Origin of the sequence: Cellulomonas timonensis, from assembly GCF_900046455.1 — a bacterium.
Lineage (GTDB): Bacteria > Actinomycetota > Actinomycetes > Actinomycetales > Cellulomonadaceae > Cellulomonas_A > Cellulomonas_A timonensis.
In genome coordinates this window covers 114139-130605 of record NZ_FCOT01000010.1, presented here as the reverse complement: position 1 = coordinate 130605, position 16467 = coordinate 114139, and the positions used below count along the sequence as shown (strand labels likewise).

Annotated in this window: 15 protein-coding genes and 1 other RNA gene; 10 read left to right on the top strand and 6 right to left on the bottom strand. The window is 70.7% G+C overall.

Annotated features, from left to right (window positions below; genetic code table 11):
• On the bottom strand, positions 1-2103 hold the full coding sequence (locus BN3788_RS04240; protein ID WP_066582577.1) for a thioredoxin domain-containing protein: 2103 nt from the start codon (positions 2101-2103) through the stop codon (positions 1-3).
• 122 nt (positions 2104-2225) lie between these two features.
• Between BN3788_RS04240 and BN3788_RS04235 the strand changes: the two genes are divergently transcribed.
• From BN3788_RS04235 to BN3788_RS04220, 4 genes are all read left to right on the top strand, one after another.
• Positions 2226-3068, top strand: a complete 843-nt coding sequence (locus BN3788_RS04235; protein ID WP_234346476.1) for a CPBP family glutamic-type intramembrane protease — start codon at positions 2226-2228, stop codon at positions 3066-3068.
• A gap of 62 nt (positions 3069-3130) precedes the next feature.
• Positions 3131-3949 (top strand): SDR family oxidoreductase, encoded by an 819-nt coding sequence (locus BN3788_RS04230; protein ID WP_066582576.1) that lies wholly within the window; start codon positions 3131-3133, stop codon positions 3947-3949.
• 36 nt (positions 3950-3985) lie between these two features.
• Entirely contained in the window at positions 3986-5683 is a 1698-nt protein-coding gene (locus BN3788_RS04225; RefSeq protein WP_066582575.1) for a class I adenylate-forming enzyme family protein, read from the top strand.
• On the top strand, positions 5676-6914 hold the full coding sequence (locus BN3788_RS04220; RefSeq protein WP_082812563.1) for a beta-ketoacyl-[acyl-carrier-protein] synthase family protein: 1239 nt from the start codon (positions 5676-5678) through the stop codon (positions 6912-6914). Before BN3788_RS04225 ends, BN3788_RS04220 begins: the two co-directional genes overlap by 8 nt.
• 27 nt (positions 6915-6941) lie before the next feature.
• Here BN3788_RS04220 and BN3788_RS04215 read toward each other — a convergent pair whose 3' ends face one another.
• Positions 6942-7994: an SMP-30/gluconolactonase/LRE family protein gene (locus BN3788_RS04215; protein ID WP_108723778.1), complete on the bottom strand. Its 1053-nt coding sequence runs from the start codon at positions 7992-7994 to the stop codon at positions 6942-6944.
• Positions 7995-8150: 156 nt separating this feature from the next.
• Here BN3788_RS04215 and BN3788_RS04210 point away from each other — a divergent pair, with 156 nt between their 5' ends.
• Positions 8151-9209 (top strand): ATP-dependent DNA ligase, encoded by a 1059-nt coding sequence (locus BN3788_RS04210; protein WP_187138356.1) that lies wholly within the window; start codon positions 8151-8153, stop codon positions 9207-9209.
• Between the two features lie 11 nt (positions 9210-9220).
• Here BN3788_RS04210 and BN3788_RS04205 read toward each other — a convergent pair whose 3' ends face one another.
• Together BN3788_RS04205 and BN3788_RS04200 are read right to left on the bottom strand one after the other, a co-directional pair.
• On the bottom strand, positions 9221-9517 hold the full coding sequence (locus tag BN3788_RS04205) for a hypothetical protein (RefSeq protein ID WP_066582573.1): 297 nt from the start codon (positions 9515-9517) through the stop codon (positions 9221-9223).
• Positions 9518-9604: 87 nt separating this feature from the next.
• On the bottom strand, positions 9605-10108 hold the full coding sequence (locus BN3788_RS04200) for a DUF6328 family protein (protein WP_066582807.1): 504 nt from the start codon (positions 10106-10108) through the stop codon (positions 9605-9607).
• Between the two features lie 245 nt (positions 10109-10353).
• On the opposite strand from BN3788_RS04200, the gene ssrA reads away from it, so the two are divergent.
• From ssrA to BN3788_RS04175, 5 genes are all read left to right on the top strand, one after another.
• Positions 10354-10723: a transfer-messenger RNA gene (gene ssrA, locus BN3788_RS04195) on the top strand.
• A 506-nt stretch (positions 10724-11229) separates the two neighbouring features.
• Positions 11230-11826: a hypothetical protein gene (locus BN3788_RS04190; RefSeq protein WP_147525049.1), complete on the top strand. Its 597-nt coding sequence runs from the start codon at positions 11230-11232 to the stop codon at positions 11824-11826.
• Positions 11823-12407, top strand: a complete 585-nt coding sequence (locus tag BN3788_RS04185; protein WP_066582571.1) for an SdpA family antimicrobial peptide system protein — start codon at positions 11823-11825, stop codon at positions 12405-12407. The genes BN3788_RS04190 and BN3788_RS04185 overlap by 4 nt, the downstream gene beginning before the upstream one ends.
• Positions 12404-13462 carry a sporulation-delaying protein SdpB family protein gene (locus tag BN3788_RS04180; protein WP_066582570.1) on the top strand — a complete coding sequence of 353 codons (1059 nt, stop codon included), beginning with the start codon at positions 12404-12406 and terminating at the stop codon, positions 13460-13462. The genes BN3788_RS04185 and BN3788_RS04180 overlap by 4 nt, the downstream gene beginning before the upstream one ends.
• Complete coding sequence (locus BN3788_RS04175) at positions 13462-13929, top strand: hypothetical protein (protein WP_147525047.1); 468 nt, start codon at positions 13462-13464, stop codon at positions 13927-13929. The genes BN3788_RS04180 and BN3788_RS04175 overlap by 1 nt, the downstream gene beginning before the upstream one ends.
• A 214-nt stretch (positions 13930-14143) precedes the next feature.
• On the opposite strand, the gene BN3788_RS04170 is transcribed toward BN3788_RS04175, so the two are convergent.
• Entirely contained in the window at positions 14144-15373 is a 1230-nt protein-coding gene (locus BN3788_RS04170; RefSeq protein ID WP_234346475.1) for a cytochrome P450, read from the bottom strand.
• A gap of 77 nt (positions 15374-15450) precedes the next feature.
• Complete coding sequence (locus BN3788_RS04165; RefSeq protein ID WP_066582567.1) at positions 15451-16395, bottom strand: alpha/beta fold hydrolase; 945 nt, start codon at positions 16393-16395, stop codon at positions 15451-15453.
• Positions 16396-16467 lie beyond the last annotated feature (72 nt).

Genomic DNA, 16467 nt, shown 5'->3' with positions numbered 1-16467 from the left:
TCATCGTGCGCCCGGCGCCGTGGCCGCGCCACCGAGCGCGCGCACGAGCTGTGCGGGCTGCGTGGTGGGCAGGTCGCACACGAATCCCCGGCACACATAGGCGGCGGCGAGCCCGTCCACCAGCGTGCGCCCCTGCAGCAAGGGCACGCGCGTGCCGACGACCTCCATGCGCTCCGGGTCGCCCACCGCGAGCACTGCGCCGGGGGCCGTGGAACGCCAGGCCGCCTGGGCGAGCTCAGCGGTGGACGGGTCGAGGTCGCGGCCGATGACGGCGACCTGCACCGGCCCGTCCAGCATCGCCTCCGCCGTGGCGAGTGCCCAGCCACAGGCTCGGGGCGCCCGGGGCGCGATGGCCAGCGGGGCCGCCAGGGCGAGCTCGGCGGCTTGGCGGTGGCGGGCAGAACCCGAGAGCGCGGAGTAGGTGAGCAGCGCGGCGGCGGCAGCGGACTGGCCGGAGGGCGCCGGGCCGTCGGCGATCTCGTGGGGGCGTTGCAGGCGGGCGAGGACCGGGTCGGTGCGATCGTCCGCCGTGTCGAAGAACCCGCCCTCGTCGTCGGCGAAGTGCGACAGGACGGTGTCCAGGAGCTCGCCCGCGCGCACGAACCAGTGCTCGTCGTCGGTGACGGAGTACAGGGTCAGGAACGCCTCGGCCACGTGGGCGTAGTCGGCGAGCACGCCGGGCGCGGATCCGGCGGCGCCGTCCCGTGAGGTGCGCATGAGCCGCGTCTGCGGGGCGCCATTGGGGCCGGTGGGCTCGGAGCGCAGGTGGACGGTGTCGAGCAGCACCGCCGCGCGCAGGGCCACACCCACCCATTTCCGATGGCCGAGCACGGCGCCAGCCTCGGCCATCGCGGTGATGGCCAGGCCGTTCCACGCCGCGACGACCTTGTCATCTCGATCCGGCTGCGGGCGCGCGCGGCGGGCCTTGAGCAGGCGGCGGCGCACGGAGGCGAGCCGTTCCGCGGCATCGGCGCCGGGATCGTGCCGCAGTTGGAGCACCGACGTCCCGTGCTCGAACGTCCCCGCCTCGGTGACCCCGTAGACCTCGGCGGCCCACGCCCCGTCCTCCTCGCCCAGCACCTCGACGAGCTGCGCGGGCGTCCACACGTACGTCAGCCCCTCGACCCCGTCGGTGTCGGCGTCGAGGGAGGAGGCGAAGGCCCCCTGGTCGGTGTGCAGCGCGCGCGTCATCCAGCGGGCCGTGCGCTCCACGACGTCCAGCGCGAGCGCCGAGCCGGACGCCCGCCACCAGTGCAGGTACACCCGCAGCAGCAGCGCGTTGTCCTCGAGCATCTTCTCGAAGTGCGGCACGGTCCAGCGCGCGTCCACTGAGTACCGCGCGAACCCGCCGCCGATCTGGTCGGCCATCCCCCCGCGGGCCATCGCCGTGAGCGTGTGCTCGGCCATGTCCATCGCGACGATGTCGTGCGCGCGGGCGGCCCGGCGCAGCAGCCACTCCAGCACCATGGACGGCGGGAACTTGGGCGCGGCGCCGAACCCGCCGTTCTGGGCGTCGTAGTCGCCGGTGATCTCGTCGCGGGCCGCGGCGGTGGCGGCCTCCAGGGCGGCGTCCGACAGCGGGCCCTGGCCCGGGCCGATGGCGGGACGGGCGCCGAGCGCGCCGCCCAGCAGCCCGGCGTTGTGCTCCAGGTCGGTGCGCTGCGTCGCCCAGGCGTCGGCCACCGCCTCCAGCACCTGGCGGAAGGACGCCAGGCCGCCGACCGGCTGTGGCGGGTAGTAGGTGCCGCAGAAGAACGGGTGGCCGTCGGGGGTGGTGAAGACCGTCATCGGCCATCCGCCCTGCCCGGTGGTCGCCTGCGTCGCCGCCATGTACACCGCGTCCACGTCGGGCCGCTCCTCGCGGTCGACCTTCACGTTGACGAAGTGCTCGTTCATGTACGCGGCGGTGGCCTCGTCCTCGAAGGACTCATGCGCCATGACGTGGCACCAGTGGCAGGACGCGTACCCGATCGACACCAGCAGGGGGACGTCGCGGCGTCGGGCCTCGGCGAAGGCGTCGTCGCCCCATTCGTGCCAGTGGACCGGGTTCTGCGCATGCTGCTGGAGGTACGGGCTGGTGCTCGATGCGAGACGGTTGGTCACATTCCCCACTCTCTCGTGCGGGCACTCGCGCGGCGATCCGGAGGGACCGCCACCGCCCGGCTGGCGCGCCCAGGTGGCCGGGCGGGGTCGCCGGACGCCCTGACGTGCGGCAAGGTACGGCTGTGACCGACACCCTGCACACTGCCGTGCTGGCGCCGCCGCCGACCGGACGCCTGGCCGTCGCACGCCTGCTCGCCGCCGCGCTGGTCTGCGGCTCCGCGGTGCTGCTGTTCGCGATCCACCTGCGCCCCATCGCCTACCTGCCGCTCATCGCGGGCGTGCTGCTCGGCTGGGCCGTGGACCGCGCGCTCGGGGCGGACCTGGCGCTGATCGGCGTCGGCATGGGGATCATCAGCGCCATCTCGTTGAAGGCGGACCTGTCGAATGCGGGCATCGCCAAGTTCGCGGTGGTGCTCTCGCTCGCGGTGGCGGTCCCGTTCGCGCTGTCGCGGTGGTGGTTGCGGCATGACGCGATCACGTTCCCGTGGCGGGTCGGCCGCCCGTGGACCCGGGTGCACTGGACGTACCTGATCGTGGTGGTGGCCGCCGGGTACGTGGTGCTGCCCTGGTACTTCCTCACCTCCGGCGTGTGGCAGAACTGGCCGGCGCTCGACGGCTCGGGGGAGATCGCGCGACTATTCGTCGGCGTCGCGGCCGTGGGGACGTGGGACGAGCTGTTCTTCATCTGCACGGTGTTCGCACTGCTGCGCCGGCACTTCCCGATGTGGACGGCGAACCTGCTGCAGGCGGCGGTCTTCGTCTCGTTCCTGTGGGAGCTCGGCTACCAGTCGTGGGGACCGCTGCTCACCGTGCCATTCGCCTTGGTGCAGGGGCTCACCTACGCCAAGACGGCATCGCTCACGTACGTGCTGACAGTCCACCTGCTGTTCGACGCCGTGGTGTTCGCAGTGCTCGTGCACGCCCACCACCCGCACCTGTTCAACGTGTTCCTCACCTCGGTATAGCCACCGTGGGCGGCGCCAGGCCAGACTGACCACGTCGGGGTACCAGGGGCAGGGGAGACGACGTGGAGCAGAGCAACGACAAGATCGCGCTGGTGACCGGGGGGTCCCGCGGGATCGGGCGCCGGGTGGCCGAGCGCTTGGCCGAGCGCGGCTGCCAGGTGGTGGTCGGCTACCGCAAGAACCACGAGCTGGCCGACGACGTGGTGCGGGAGCTCAAGCGGCTGGGCGGCGGAGGTCTCGCCGTGCGGGCCGACCTGGAGCACCCGGAGGAGGTGGCCAACCTCTTCGACACCGTCGCCGAGGAGTACGGCCGGCTCGACTACTTCGTCAACAGCGCGGCGGCTGCGGCGTTCAAGCATGTGGTCGACCTCAAGCCGCACCACCTGGACCGGGCGTACGCCGTGAACGTGCGGCCCTTCGTGCTGGGCACGCAGGAGGCCGTGAAGCTCATGGACCGGGGCGGGCGCATCGTCGCGCTGACCAGCTACGGCAGCATCCGGGCGTTTCCCACCTATGCGGCGCTCGGCTCCTACAAGGCGGCCGTCGAGGCGTTCGTGCGGTTCATGGCCGTGGAGCTTGCCGGCTACGGCATCAACGTCAACGCCGTCAGCGGGGGCCTCATCGAGTCGGACTCGCTCGACTACTTCTACTCGATGGACGGCATCCCGCCGATCGAGAGCGTGCTGTCCCGCATCCCCAAGCGCCGCGCGGGCACCGCCGACGAGATGGCCGCGACCGTCGAGTTCCTGCTCTCACCCGACTCGGAGTACATCACCGGCCAGACCCTCGTGGTGGACGGGGGCCTGTCCCTCACCGCGCCGCCGTTCCACGTCGACGCGACAGCGCCCATCGCCCTCCCGGAGCGACCACGCCGGGACTGACACGCGCCCGGCTGACGACCCGAGAGGACCCGCACCGTGAGCTACGACCCGACCCGGTTCCAGCAGTACTTCGAGCGCGAGTTGACCTACGCAGCCGGGTTCCGGCGCAACGTGGCGCGGTATGGCGGCGGCGTGGCCGTCACCGACCCGGCGAGCGGGCGGACGTGGACCTACCGCCAGCTCGGCGAGGATGTGGACCGCACCGCGACCATGCTCATGGACCGGGGCGTCGGGCGCGGCGACCCGGTGGTCTTCCAGCTCTACAACGGCGTCGAGTTCGCGCTGCTGTACCTGGCGACGCACCGGCTCGGCGCGGTCAGCGTGCCGGTCAACTACCGGCTCGCCCCCGCCGAGATCGCGCACATCCTGCGCGACAGCATGCCGGTCGTGTTCGTCTACGACCAGGAGTGCGCCCCCGCCGCACAGCGGGCGCTCGACCTGGCGGCCACCTCGCCCGCAGTGCTGGTGGTGGGGCCAGGCGGCAATGGCGCGCACACCTTCGACGCCGCGCTCGCGCAGTCCGGCGGCGCGGCCCCGGCGCTGCCCGACGACTTCTCGACCTATGAGGAGACGACCCGGCTGTACACCTCGGGCACCACCGGGATGCCCAAGGGTGTGGCGCTGCCGTCCGTCGTGGAGGTGATGTCCGCCCACGACGTGATCATGCACTTCCCGCTCACCCCGAACGACCGCACCCTCAACATGACCCCCTGGTTCCACCGGGGCGGACTGCACTCCGGGGGGCCGACGCCCGCGGTCTACGTCGGCGCCAGCGTGGTCCCACTGCGCGCCTTCGACGCGGCGACAGTCCTCGACTGGGTGGGAGAGCACTCCTTGACGTTCCTGATCGGCGCGCCCACCACCCTGGAGCTGCTCGCCGCCGAGCAGGAGCGCGCACCGCGCGACCTCGGCTCCCTCAACGGCATCGTCACCATGGGCGCGCCCCTGGACCGCGCCGCGGCGCTGCGCTATCAGCAGGTGCTCACGCCGCGGATCTTCAACGGGTACGGCACCACCGAGGCGTTCTGGAACACCTTCCTGCGGCCCGAGGACCTGCCCGAGCACGCGGGCGCCGCCGGGCGCGCGTGCACCGACGACGACGTCGCCGTGGTCAAGGTCTTCGAGGACCGGCGAGCCTCACCTGACGAGCTCGCCGCGCAGGACGGCGTCGAGGCCGGCGAGCTGATCATGCGCTCGCCCAAGTCCGGCTACAGCTACGTGAACCTGCCGGGCCTCGAGGAGGAGAAGTTCCACGACGGGTGGCTCTACCCCGGGGACATGGCCACCTGGGACGCCGACGGGTACGTGACGATCCTGGGCCGCAAGGACGACATGATCATCTCCGGCGGGGAGAACGTGCACCCCGTGCAGGTCGAGGCCGCGCTCGCGGACCACCCCGATGTCGCGAACGCCGTGGTGGTGGGGCTGCCGGACGACCAGTGGGGGCAGCGGATCGTCGCGTATGTGGTCCGCCGCGACGGGACGGTGACTGTCGACGAGCTGGACGCGTTCTGTCGGGGGCATGACGCGCTCGCGGACTTCAAGCGGCCGCGCGCCTACCGGTTCGTGGACGAGGTGCCGCTGACCGCGACGGGCAAGAAGATGCACTTCAAGGTCGTCGAGCAGGCTGTGCGGGACGAGCGGGACGGGGTGCTGGTGTCGCCGACGCCCAGCGTTGTGGGCGAGGGGCCGGTGCTCGACGACGAGGCGGCGGGGGCGGAGAAGCGTGGCTGACGATCGACGGGTGGTCATCACCGGGATGGGCGCCCTCACCCCGCTGGGCAACTCCTGGCCCGAGACCTGGGCGGGGCTGCTGGAGGGCCGATCCGGCATCGACAAGATCACGGCATTCGACGCCTCCGACTTCCCGACCCGCATCGCGGGGGAGGTGCGCGGCTTCGACCCGGCGGCGCTGCTGCCCTTCAAACGGCTCAAGCGCTCATCCCGCGCCTCCCAGCTCGCGGTCGCGGCGTCACGCGAGGCGGTGGCCGACGCGGGACTCGGGCCGACGCTCGACGACGTCGACGCCGGGATCGTCATCAACAGCGCCGTCTCCGGCTACCCGGAGATCCAGGAGGCCACCGAGGCATACGGCATGGAGGGCATCCGGGCCATCAGCCCCAGCTTCGTCGCGTCGTCGCTCACCAACATGGCGGCCTGCGAGGTGGCGATCGACCTGGGGGTGCACGGGCCCGTCAACGCGTCCGCGCTCGCCTGCGCCAGCGGGACCGCCGCCCTGCTCGACGCCCGCCGGACCCTGCTGTCCGGCGAGGCCGACGTCGTCATCGCCGGTGGCACCGACGCCGCCATCACCCCGGTGATGTTCGCGGGGCTCACCACCATGCGCGGCCTCTCCCGCAACAACGACTCCCCGCAGGAGGCCAGCCGGCCCTTCGACGCCGACCGCGACGGCTTCGTGTTCTCCGAGGGCGCCGTGGTCTGCACGATGGAGCTGCTGTCGCACGCCCGGGCCCGCGGAGCGCGCGTCTACGCCGAGGTGCTGGGCGGCGCGATGACCTCCGACGCGTTCCACATCGTCGCCCCCGACCCCACCGGGACGTACGCCGCACAGGCCATCGCGCAAGCGCTGCGCCGAGCGCGCCTCGACCCGTCGGACATCGAGCTGGTCGCCGCGCACGGCACCTCCACCCTGGCCAACGACCGCACCGAGACCGCGGCCCTGCGGCAGGTCTTCGGTTCTCACGCCGACGCGCTCGCGGTGACGGCGACCAAGTCGATGACCGGGCACCTCATCGGCGCCGCCGGGACCTTGGCGTCGCTGCTGTGCGCGATGTCCATCATCGAGGGCGTCATCCCGCCGACCATCAACTACACGACGCCCGACCCCGACTGCGACCTCGACTACGTGCCCGGCGTCGCGCGGGAGCAGCGCGTCCGGCACGCGATCACCAACGCGTTCGGGTTCGGCGGGCAGAACTGCGTGCTGGCGTTCGGGCCGGTGTAGCCGGGCCGTTGTGGCCAGGCGCCCCGCTCAGGGCGCCGGGACGCGGGACACCGTGAACGGCCCCGGCTCCACCCCGGCCGCGCGCTCGCCGAACTGGCTGTTGACCACCAGCAACGAGCGCCCTGCCAGCGCCGCCGTCGTCGGGTCGTTGAAGGACGGGTCGGTGGTGCGGCTGACCACCGTGCCCGCCGCCAGGCCCCGGGACAGGTCGATCTTCACGATGTAGCCGACGTCGCCCTGCCGCTCAACCGCGTACAGCGTGCGCCCCTGCAGCACGAGCCCGTCGCCGCTCACCGCCTCGCCGCCCAGGTCCACCTGCGCCACCGAGCGGTCCGCGATCGTGACCCGGAACAGCTCGGCCGTGTTGGACTGCGCCACCACGAGGTGCTTGCCGTCCTGCGAGACCACGATCCCGTTGACGTTGAACCCCGGCTGGTACTCGAGCACGGTGCCGGTGAAGTCCACGAAGACCGGCAGCTCCGCGACGCCATCCGTGCGGCGGTCCCGCGCGTCGATGCGGTAGAGCGCCGGGCGCATCGAGTCCGTGACGTACACGTCCCCGCGCGGGCTGATCGCGATGTCGTTGAGGAACGTGGGCTCACCGGTCTGCGCCACCTGCCAGGAACCGACGAGTTCCCGGGTGCGCACGTCGTACGCGAACACGAGGCCCGTGGCGCCGCCCGCGACGAACAGCGTGCGGCCGTCGGCCTTCATGCCGATCGCGCTGGTCCGGCCGTCCTCGCCGCCCAGCAGGAACGGGGTGGCCACGGGCTCGTCGAGGCTGCCGCGGTAGATCGTGCCGTCGGTGGTGCTGCCGACGTAGAACGTGTCGCGGTGGACGGCGACGCCCTCGGGGAACACGTCCTCGGCCGCCTGGTCGGCGGGGTCGAGCAGGTAGCTGGTGGGGCGGGGATCCGGGCGGCCCGGGTGGTGGTGGCCGGAGCCCTTGCCCGTGCTGTGGGCGGAGCCACCGGATCGGTCAGAGGAGCCCTGGGCAGCGGCGAGCCCGGCGGTCGGGGCCAGCAGCAGCACGGCGGTGGTGAGGGTGAGGAGGGTCCTGGCAGTTCGGCGAGTGCGCATCGTCGCGTCCCTTCATCGACTGTGGACTCCCAACATGCTCCGGGCGGACGGCTGGCGTCTAGGGCCTGCCGCATCGTCACGGCGGGCGGTTCGCGCCATCGGGCCGTCCTCCCGCGATCTCTGGCCGGACGGGGGAGTGCGGGCCACACTGGGCCGATGGACCTGCCTGTGATGCCGCCGGTGGACCCGATGCTGGCCAAGTCCGTGCCGGCGATCCCCGCGGGGGAGCTGTACGAGCCCAAGTGGGACGGCTTCCGCGCCGTCGTGTTCCGCGACGGCGACGAGGTGGAGATCGGCAGCCGCAACACGCGCCCCATGCAGCGCTACTTCCCCGACATCGTCGACGCGGCACTGGCCCACCTGCCCGAGCGGTGCGTGGTCGACGGGGAGATCGTCGTCCCGTCCGCCACCACCGGGGGACTCGACTGGGACGCCCTCCAACAGCGCATCCACCCCGCCGCCTCGCGGGTGCGGCTGCTCTCGCGGGAGACGCCCGCGCTGCTGATCCTCTTCGACCTGCTCGCCCTGGACGACACCGACCTGACCAGCAAGCCGTTCGCGGAGCGCCGGGCCCTGATGGAGCAGATCATCAGCCCCAACCCCCAGGTGTACGTCACCGCGCAGACCGACGACGCGGCCGTCGCCGCCGACTGGTTCCAGAGCTTCGAGGGCGCCGGGCTCGACGGGGTCGTCGCCAAACGGGCCGACCTGCTCTACGAGCCCGGCAAGCGCGTCATGTCGAAGGTCAAGCATGAGCGCACCGCCGACTGCGTGGTCGCCGGGTACCGCCCGCACAAGTCCGGCGACGACGCCGTGGGCTCCCTGCTGCTCGGCCTCTACACCTCCGAGGGGGTGCTCGCGTCCGTCGGCGTCGCCGCCGCGTTCTCGATGGCCCGCCGCCGCGAGCTCGTCACCGAGCTCGCCCCGCTGGTCACCGCGCTCGAGGACCACCCGTGGAACTGCGACGCCAGCGGCCGCACCCCGCGCGAGTCCGAGCAGAGCCGCTGGAGCGCCGGCAAGGACCTCTCGTTCATCCCGCTACGCCCCGAGCTGGTGGTCGAGGTCGGCTACGACCACCTTGAGGGCGACAGGTTCCGGCACGTCGCGCAGTTCCGGCGCTGGCGGCCCGACCGCGACCCGTCATCGTGCACCTACGAGCAACTCGAGGAACCGGTGTCCTATGCGCTCGCGGATGTGCTGGCGGCGGGAGCGTAGGCACGGCCCGGTCAGGTGATCGAGGCGAGCGTCGCGATGACGACGATGGCCGCGATCCCGATGAGCAGGCCGAAACGCCACCACCAGTGCAGCGTCAGCGCAGTCGCGGCGCCTCCCGCCTCGACCTCGGCAGGGGAGAGGCGGCGCGTGGCCCACCCGTCGTCCGTCAGCGTGGCAACGCTGTAGTTGAGCCCGAAGGCCACCCGGAAGAGCCAGAAGAGGTGGAAGTAGTTGAAACTCAGAATCAACGCCTGACGCGCATCGATCTGCTGCGTCTTGTTCTTGCGTCCCCAACCGAAAAAGATCATCGGATGACAATAGGGAAGCAACCATGACGAGCGCCGCGAATCGGAGCGCGCAGCCGGGTGAAGTCGTCTCGATGGCCAACTGACCCGCTACTGGTCCGGTCGCGACTCCCCAGCCAGCCGGGCCAGCCGCAGCGGCACCACCAGCCACAGCACCGTCAGTGCCACCAGCACCGTGGCGCCCGCGATGATCCCCTCGGTGCGCCCCACGACCACGTCGAACAGCAGCATCGTGGACCCCGACAGCACCAACGCCAACGTCGCCAAGCCCGCCCGGGCCAACCGGTCCGCCACCGTCACCAGCTCCCGCTTCAGCCGCTTGCGGAACAAGATCCGGTGCAGGCTCACCGGCGCCACGATCAGGCCCGTCGTCACCACCGCCAGCACCACCAGCTCCAAGTACAGGTTGCGCTGGTAGGCGTCCAGGTCAGCGAACCGCTGCTGGAACGGCACCGTCAGCAGGAACCCCGTGAGGATCTGCACGCCGGTCTGGGTGACGCGCAGCTCCTGGAGCAGCTCGTTCCAGTTGCGGTCCATCCGCTCCGTCGGAGTCTCGTTGCGGTCACCGCTGGGGGTCTCGTCTGGGTCGGACATGGTCACCTCGGGGGATCGGCGCGGACACTGCGTGCATCGTGGCGCTCAGCGGCGCATCGCGCGCGGGGAACGCGACATCTCGTTGCGTGGGAGGTGTGGGTGGCGCGCCGGGCCGTCCGTGCTGGTGGTGGCGCCGGCCGCCCGGACCCGTCCGAGGGAATCCTGGCGACGTCTGGCGCGTTCTCGCGTAGACTGGACATGCACGTCGGCCCTCCGGGGCAGTCGTGCGGTTGATAACTGCACATGGGGGTGATCGGTTTCGACGGTGGTCGTTCAGCCAGGAGAAGCGGGCCGAGGACGCACGGTTATCTCGTTAACGATCCGCGCAAACCAATAGGTGCCGATTCCAAGCGCACCGACTTCGCACTCGCCGCCTGAGCGAGTCCTGAAGTCCGTCAGCCCGAGAGTGCTCTCGACTCGGTAACTGGCGTCATCTAGAGAGCCACTGCTCACAGCCTTCGTTGTCGGGGCTGTGGGGACTTTTAGACAACTGAGCCCGCTTTCGCGACACGCTTGCTAGATCGCGAGGGCTGAGAAAGAGCGCAGCGAGCTGCGCCCGGAGAAGTCCTGGTTCCACGTCATCGGACGCGGGTTCGATTCCCGCCACCTCCACCATGAGGTCTTCCTAGAATGCGGAGACACTCTTCGTAGATTGCGATGAGGCCCGTCCCCTATTGGGGGCGGGCCTCGTTGTGTTGTGCTGCTGCACCTCAGAACAGCGGGAGGGCAGGAGGTTGTGGCCAGACGGCTTCACGACCCGAACTGGGGCCTTCGTGGTGCCGGTCCACGCAGGCCGTACCTCCGTCGACGTCGATCCAGTTGACGATCGTGGCCTGGGGGGCATTTGCGGGAACAGCCGTGATGTGTTGGCGACGATCGAATGGGCCGGAGAAGACAAGCTCTTCTCCGGCCCATTCGCTATGTGTCGGTCAGGCAGTGAGTTCGCTTGCCGGCACGGGGAAGAGAACCTGAACGATCGTCCAACAATCCTCAAATCGTTCCGAGTCGATCAACGCTGTCTCGAGTAATGGACTCCTTGTTGTCACACGCGCAATCGCGATGCAACAGTTCCGACCGCAACCACCAGGTCAAAACGTCTGTTCTCGGGAGGATTCATGCGCGTGAGGTCCGTCATCGCCACGATCGCCACCGCCGCACTGTGCGTGGCCGGTCTCGCCAGCCCGGTGATGGCTGTGGACGAGCCGGCCGTCGTCACTGACCGTGAACTCGTCCTCGGTCTGGTCTTCGGAGTCGGCGAGATTGCCGACGAACTGGGGACAACGGCTTCGGTCGTGTCCGGCGAGGACGCGGACAGCGTGCTCTACGAGGAGCAGGCACAGGTGGCCGCTGCTGACTTCCTGGCGTACTCGGGAGACGGGGCGGCCGAGGCGCTCGACCTCATCCGGTCCGGCGACCCGGTCGATGTCCTCGATGGCCTGGAGGTGCTCGGTTCCGAGATGGACACCTTCGTCGAGGCACGCGTCGGCGACCCGGCCGGAGGGGCAACCATCGCGGCCTGTGGCGTCGCGGTGGTCTGCGTCGCTTACGCCGCTGCGGCGGTGCACAACACTGTCGCGCTCACTGCCGTGGCAGCAGTCCTCATTGGTGCCGCTCTGTGGTGCGGTGCTTGGAAGTGGTGCAGCACCTCCAGCACGGCGGCCTCCGTGGGCGCCCGTGAGCAGTTCGCCGTCGAGGTCTCGACGCAGATCGGATCGTGAACGCCTCTGACGTGCAGGACGGGCGCACGTCGATCCGCCCGGTCATAGCACTGCTCGTCGTCGCGACGATTGTCGTCGCCTGCGTGGGGACGATCGTCGCGACGACGACGCCTGCCGGGGACTACCTCGGAAGCAAGAGCATCCAGACTCGCGCCCAGGCTCGGGAAGCGCTCCCGCAGGGCTGGGCGTTCTTCTCGAAGTCGCCGAGGGGTGATGTCGTCGTCCCTTACACCCGGCTTGACGGGGCGGACTGGGAGAACGCGGCGCGAGGTCCCAATGTGCAGCCGCGATGGCTCTTCGGGCTCAACCGAAGCTCTCGATTGACCGAGTTCGACCTCCAACTCGCCCTCGAGGACGTCGACGACGCCGACTGGCACGAGTGCGATCGTGCACTCACAGACGAGGAGTGCCTCGCGTCGATCGACGCACTCCCGGTCCGGAGCGCGGGCTTCGCGTCGCGCTTGTGCGGAGAGGTCGGAGTCGTTGCCCGGCCCCCGGTGCCCTGGGCGTTCCGGCACCCCACCGACAGGCTGGACGGCCGCGCGGTCCGGCTGACCGTCGAGTGCTTGGAGATCACGTGAAGTACGTGACCGAACCGCTTCGTCGATCGGCTGAGCGTGCCCGCCAAGTTCTCGAGAGCCTCGCGAACTACGCACGCGCCGCCGGCGCCGCCGCGTGGTCCTCGTTGTGCAAGGCCTCGGCCACCATCGACACGTGTTCTCCGTTCAGCCGCGCGCTCGGCGCTGCCCGCGCGCTCCTCGCCGTCGGACTCCTCGGGACAATCCTCGCCACCCCAAGAGGTCAGCTGTTCTTCCGGAGCGACAACTATCCAGACGGTGTCGTGTGTGACCGCCTGCTCTCCGACGCGTCGCTCTTCTGCATCTTCCGGGGCGACCAGCAGCCCTTCGCCTACGTCGTGACGATCGCGGTGCTCGTGATCGTCGTGTGGGGTGTCCGTCCGATGCTGTCGGCCTTACCGCATGCGTGGGTTGCGTGGAGTTTCAATCACTCGACGCCCATCCCGGATGGAGGGGACCAGGTGGCGAGCGTCCTGACGCTCTTCTTCGTCCCCTTGCTCCTGCTCGATCGGCGGCGCTCGCACTGGGACGTCGACGAGACCTACGGGGTGCGTCATCATGCCGTGCGACGCACGGCCTGGGCAGCGATCGTGATGGTGTGGATCCAGGTCTCGGTCATCTACTTCCATGCGGCGATCGGCAAGCTCCCGGTCGCGGAGTGGAGCGACGGGACTGTCCTCTGGTATTGGATCCAGGACCCGACGTTCGGTCCCCCCGCAGCTCTGCGTGCCGTCATGGCGGCGGGCCTTGGGACGTTGGTCGGCACGGTCACAGTCACCTATGCGGTCCTGCTGCTGGAGATCGCCCTCGGTGCCGCGTTGATTGTGCGCAGCGCGCTCCGGACAGGCCTCCTCGTCGCTGGGCTGCTGTTCCACTTGGCGAACGCGGTGGTCTTCGGCCTCTGGTCGTTCTTGCTCTCGATGTCCGCGGCGCTGATCATCTATCTCGTTCGCCCGGGTGACGTGCTCACTCCACCACCGCCGCGGCCGCCAGAGTCCTACTTCCCCGCGCCGCGCGAAGCGGCCGTCGCAGCGCCCGCCACGACAGAAGGAGCCTGATGCGTCGCATCGCTTTCCGCCCGTTTCACGTCGGCCTTCGGCTCATGATCGGCATTGGTCCGGCGATCGTGGCCGTCCTCATCGCTGCGACGGCGTCGTCCGTGGCCGAGTGGATCGCGGTCGGCGCTGCGGTCCTCCTGGTTCTCGTCATCGTGTTCGCCACCGGTGCTGCCCTCTACGCCGACGAGAAGCGCGTCGCCGTCGCACTGGCACCGTTCTGGCGCCGCACGATTCCGTGGGAGAAGGTCGAGTCCCTGGAGCTGAAGACCGTGCGGCCGTTCGAGGACTTCGGCGGTTGGGGGATCAAGGGCAGCCACCGGAAGCGGGGCGTGCTGATCAGCACGGGTGACGACGAGACGGTGGAGATCGCGACGTCGGACGGACGCCGCTACCTCGTCGGGCTCGGCACGCAGGCAGCACCGGCCCACGGCACTTTGCTCAAGCTGCGCTCGGGCGGGGCTGTCTGAACGCACCGGCGGCGGCTGCCTCCGTCCAAGAGGCGTGGCACATGGCCGCACGGCGTCAACCAATGGTCGGTTCGTCGAGGCACTACCGCACCGATCGAGGCATCAGGCCCGTCGCCAGTCCGGATCGGCGACGCGGTAGCCGTCGGCACCGAGCGCTGAGCGCGGTGCCGACGGGCCGGGACCACTCCCCGTCAGTGGCGACTGCGACCGTCCCTCAGCGCAGGCGCAGCGGGGCCACCGCGAAGCCGCCGAGGGGAGGCTCCTCGCGCTCGCGCTGCCGCTCGGGGTCGGGCTCGATGGCTGTGGTCGCGGCCAGGATCGCACTGGTCAGCACTCGCAGCTCGAGGGTGGCGAGGGGGCGACCGGGGCACACGTGCTTGCCGATCCCGTAGACCAGGTTGTGCGGCGCGTTCGCGTCGGGGTTGAACGCGTCTGGGTCGCCGAACGTCTCGGGGTCGCGGTTGGCGGACGTCCAGTTGAGGAGCACTGTGTCGCCTGCGGCGATGCGGCGGCCGCCGACGATGACGGGCGCGGTGGCGACGCGGCGGTTGCTGACGAAGGGGTTGTCGATCCGGAGGATCTCGTCGAGGACGCTGTCGAGCTCATGGTCGGAGACGCCGGAGCGGAACCGGGCCTGGAGGTCGGGGTGGTCGGCGAGGTAGGTGAGCACCACACCGGCGCACAGCGCCATGGATCCGAGGTCCCCGCCCGTCCAGTTGCGCAGGATCGAGACGATCTCCTCGTCGGTCAGCGCCCGGCCGTCCAACTGCTCGCGCACGAGGTCGGTCGTCACGTCGGCGGGGGCGTCGGCCCCGGCACGACGGCGGGCGTCCGTGAGCGAGCGGATGATGGCGTCGAACCGTTGGGCGACCTCCGCTGTGCGCGCTCGGTCGCGGGAGCGCGTGGCGGCGTGGTTGTCCGCCATCCACTGCAGCAGCTCGTCCTCGAGGTCTGCCGGCCAGCCCAGCCAGACGCTCTGCGCGCGCACCGCGAACCGCGAGCCGACCTCGACCGCGTCGAGGCGTCCCGGGAGGTCCAGTTCGGCGACGAGGTCCGCGGCCACCTGGCGCAGCGCCGGCTCGACGGCCTGCATGCGGTCGGGCGTGAAGTACGTGTCCACGACCACGCGCAGCGCGGTGTGCTCGTCGCCATCCAGCCCGTTGGGCACCTGCAGGTGGCGGGAGACGGCGTTGGAGTACGTCTCGTGGTCGAGGGCGGCGGCGGTGACGTCGGCGTGCGTGAACAGGGTCCACGTGCCGTCAGTTCCGTGGGCGACGGGGCACCGCGCTCGCATGTCGTCGTACGCGGCACGCGGGTCACTGCTGACACTCGGGCCTCGGGGGTCCCAGTCCGGACGCTCCCGCTCCTCGGTGGTGACAGCGCCGCCCGCACTCGTGGGCACGTCGGGCGTCGCTGGGGAATCAGATGGCAGGTGTTCAGTCACGACGTCCATCTTGGACCCGGCCCGACGCCACCCCGACACTGCGGGCCCAGCGCCCCGACGCGTTCCGACGGACCCCCTTATGGGCGGGCCAGGAAGGCCAGCAGGTGTCGGGCCACCGTCTCCGGTTGCTCCTCCGCCAGGTAGTAGCCCGCGCCGGGGACGTGCGCGAGGGTCACATCGTCGGCGTGCTCCTCGTAGCCATGCAGGAGCCCAGGGTGGCCGGCCTGATCGCGGTCGCCGTCGTAGAGGACGGTGCCGTAGAGCATCAACGTGGGGGTGACGAGCCGGGTGGTGCGGTAGGCGCCGGCGGCGGCTCGTCGGGCCGATCCGAGGGCGAGTGCGCGGTAGGTCGCGGCAGCGGCGCGGGCGCGGGCGGGGTCTCGGAGTCTGCCGAGGAACAGGTCGAGGTCCTCTGCCGACCAGGTGTCTGGGGCGACCGAGCTGCCGAGCATCATCCGGCGGGGGAGGCGACCGCGGCTCAGCAGCCTCGGCCCCAGCACCGGGAGTGCGGTCGCGAAGCCGGGCCACAGCTGCCACGTCCGGAGCATGACCCCCATCGAGAGCACGGGGTACGGATGCGGGGCGGCGAGGCTCACGAACTTTCGCACGCGTTCGGGATGCGTCAGGCACACCCGGAAGCCGAGCGTGCCGCCGATGTCGAGCCCGGCGAGGGACACCCGGTCCAGCCCGAGCGCGTCGAGGAGGGCCACGAGGTCGGCGACGAGCTGCTCCTCGGTGTAGCCGCCCGTAGTCGCCTCGGTCCACCCGGCGCCGCGCAGGTCCGGGGCGATCACGCGGTGGTGGGCGGCCAGGGCAGGAATGACTTTGCGCCATCCCCACCAGTGCTGCGGGAAGCCGTGCAGCAGGACCAGCGGCTCGCCAGCCCCGGCCTCGGCGACGTGCATCCGGAGGCCGTCGGGCAGCTCGACGATCAGGTGCCGGACGCCGTCGAGATGCGGGAGCGGACGGTCGACGGGGCCGTCATCACTCGGTGCTTCCGCGTCGCTCTCGCGAGCCTCCATACCCTCCGACGCTACTCCGCACAACCGGCAACGACCCCTGCGCGAGATCGGCCGCCGACCGTGAAGCCGATT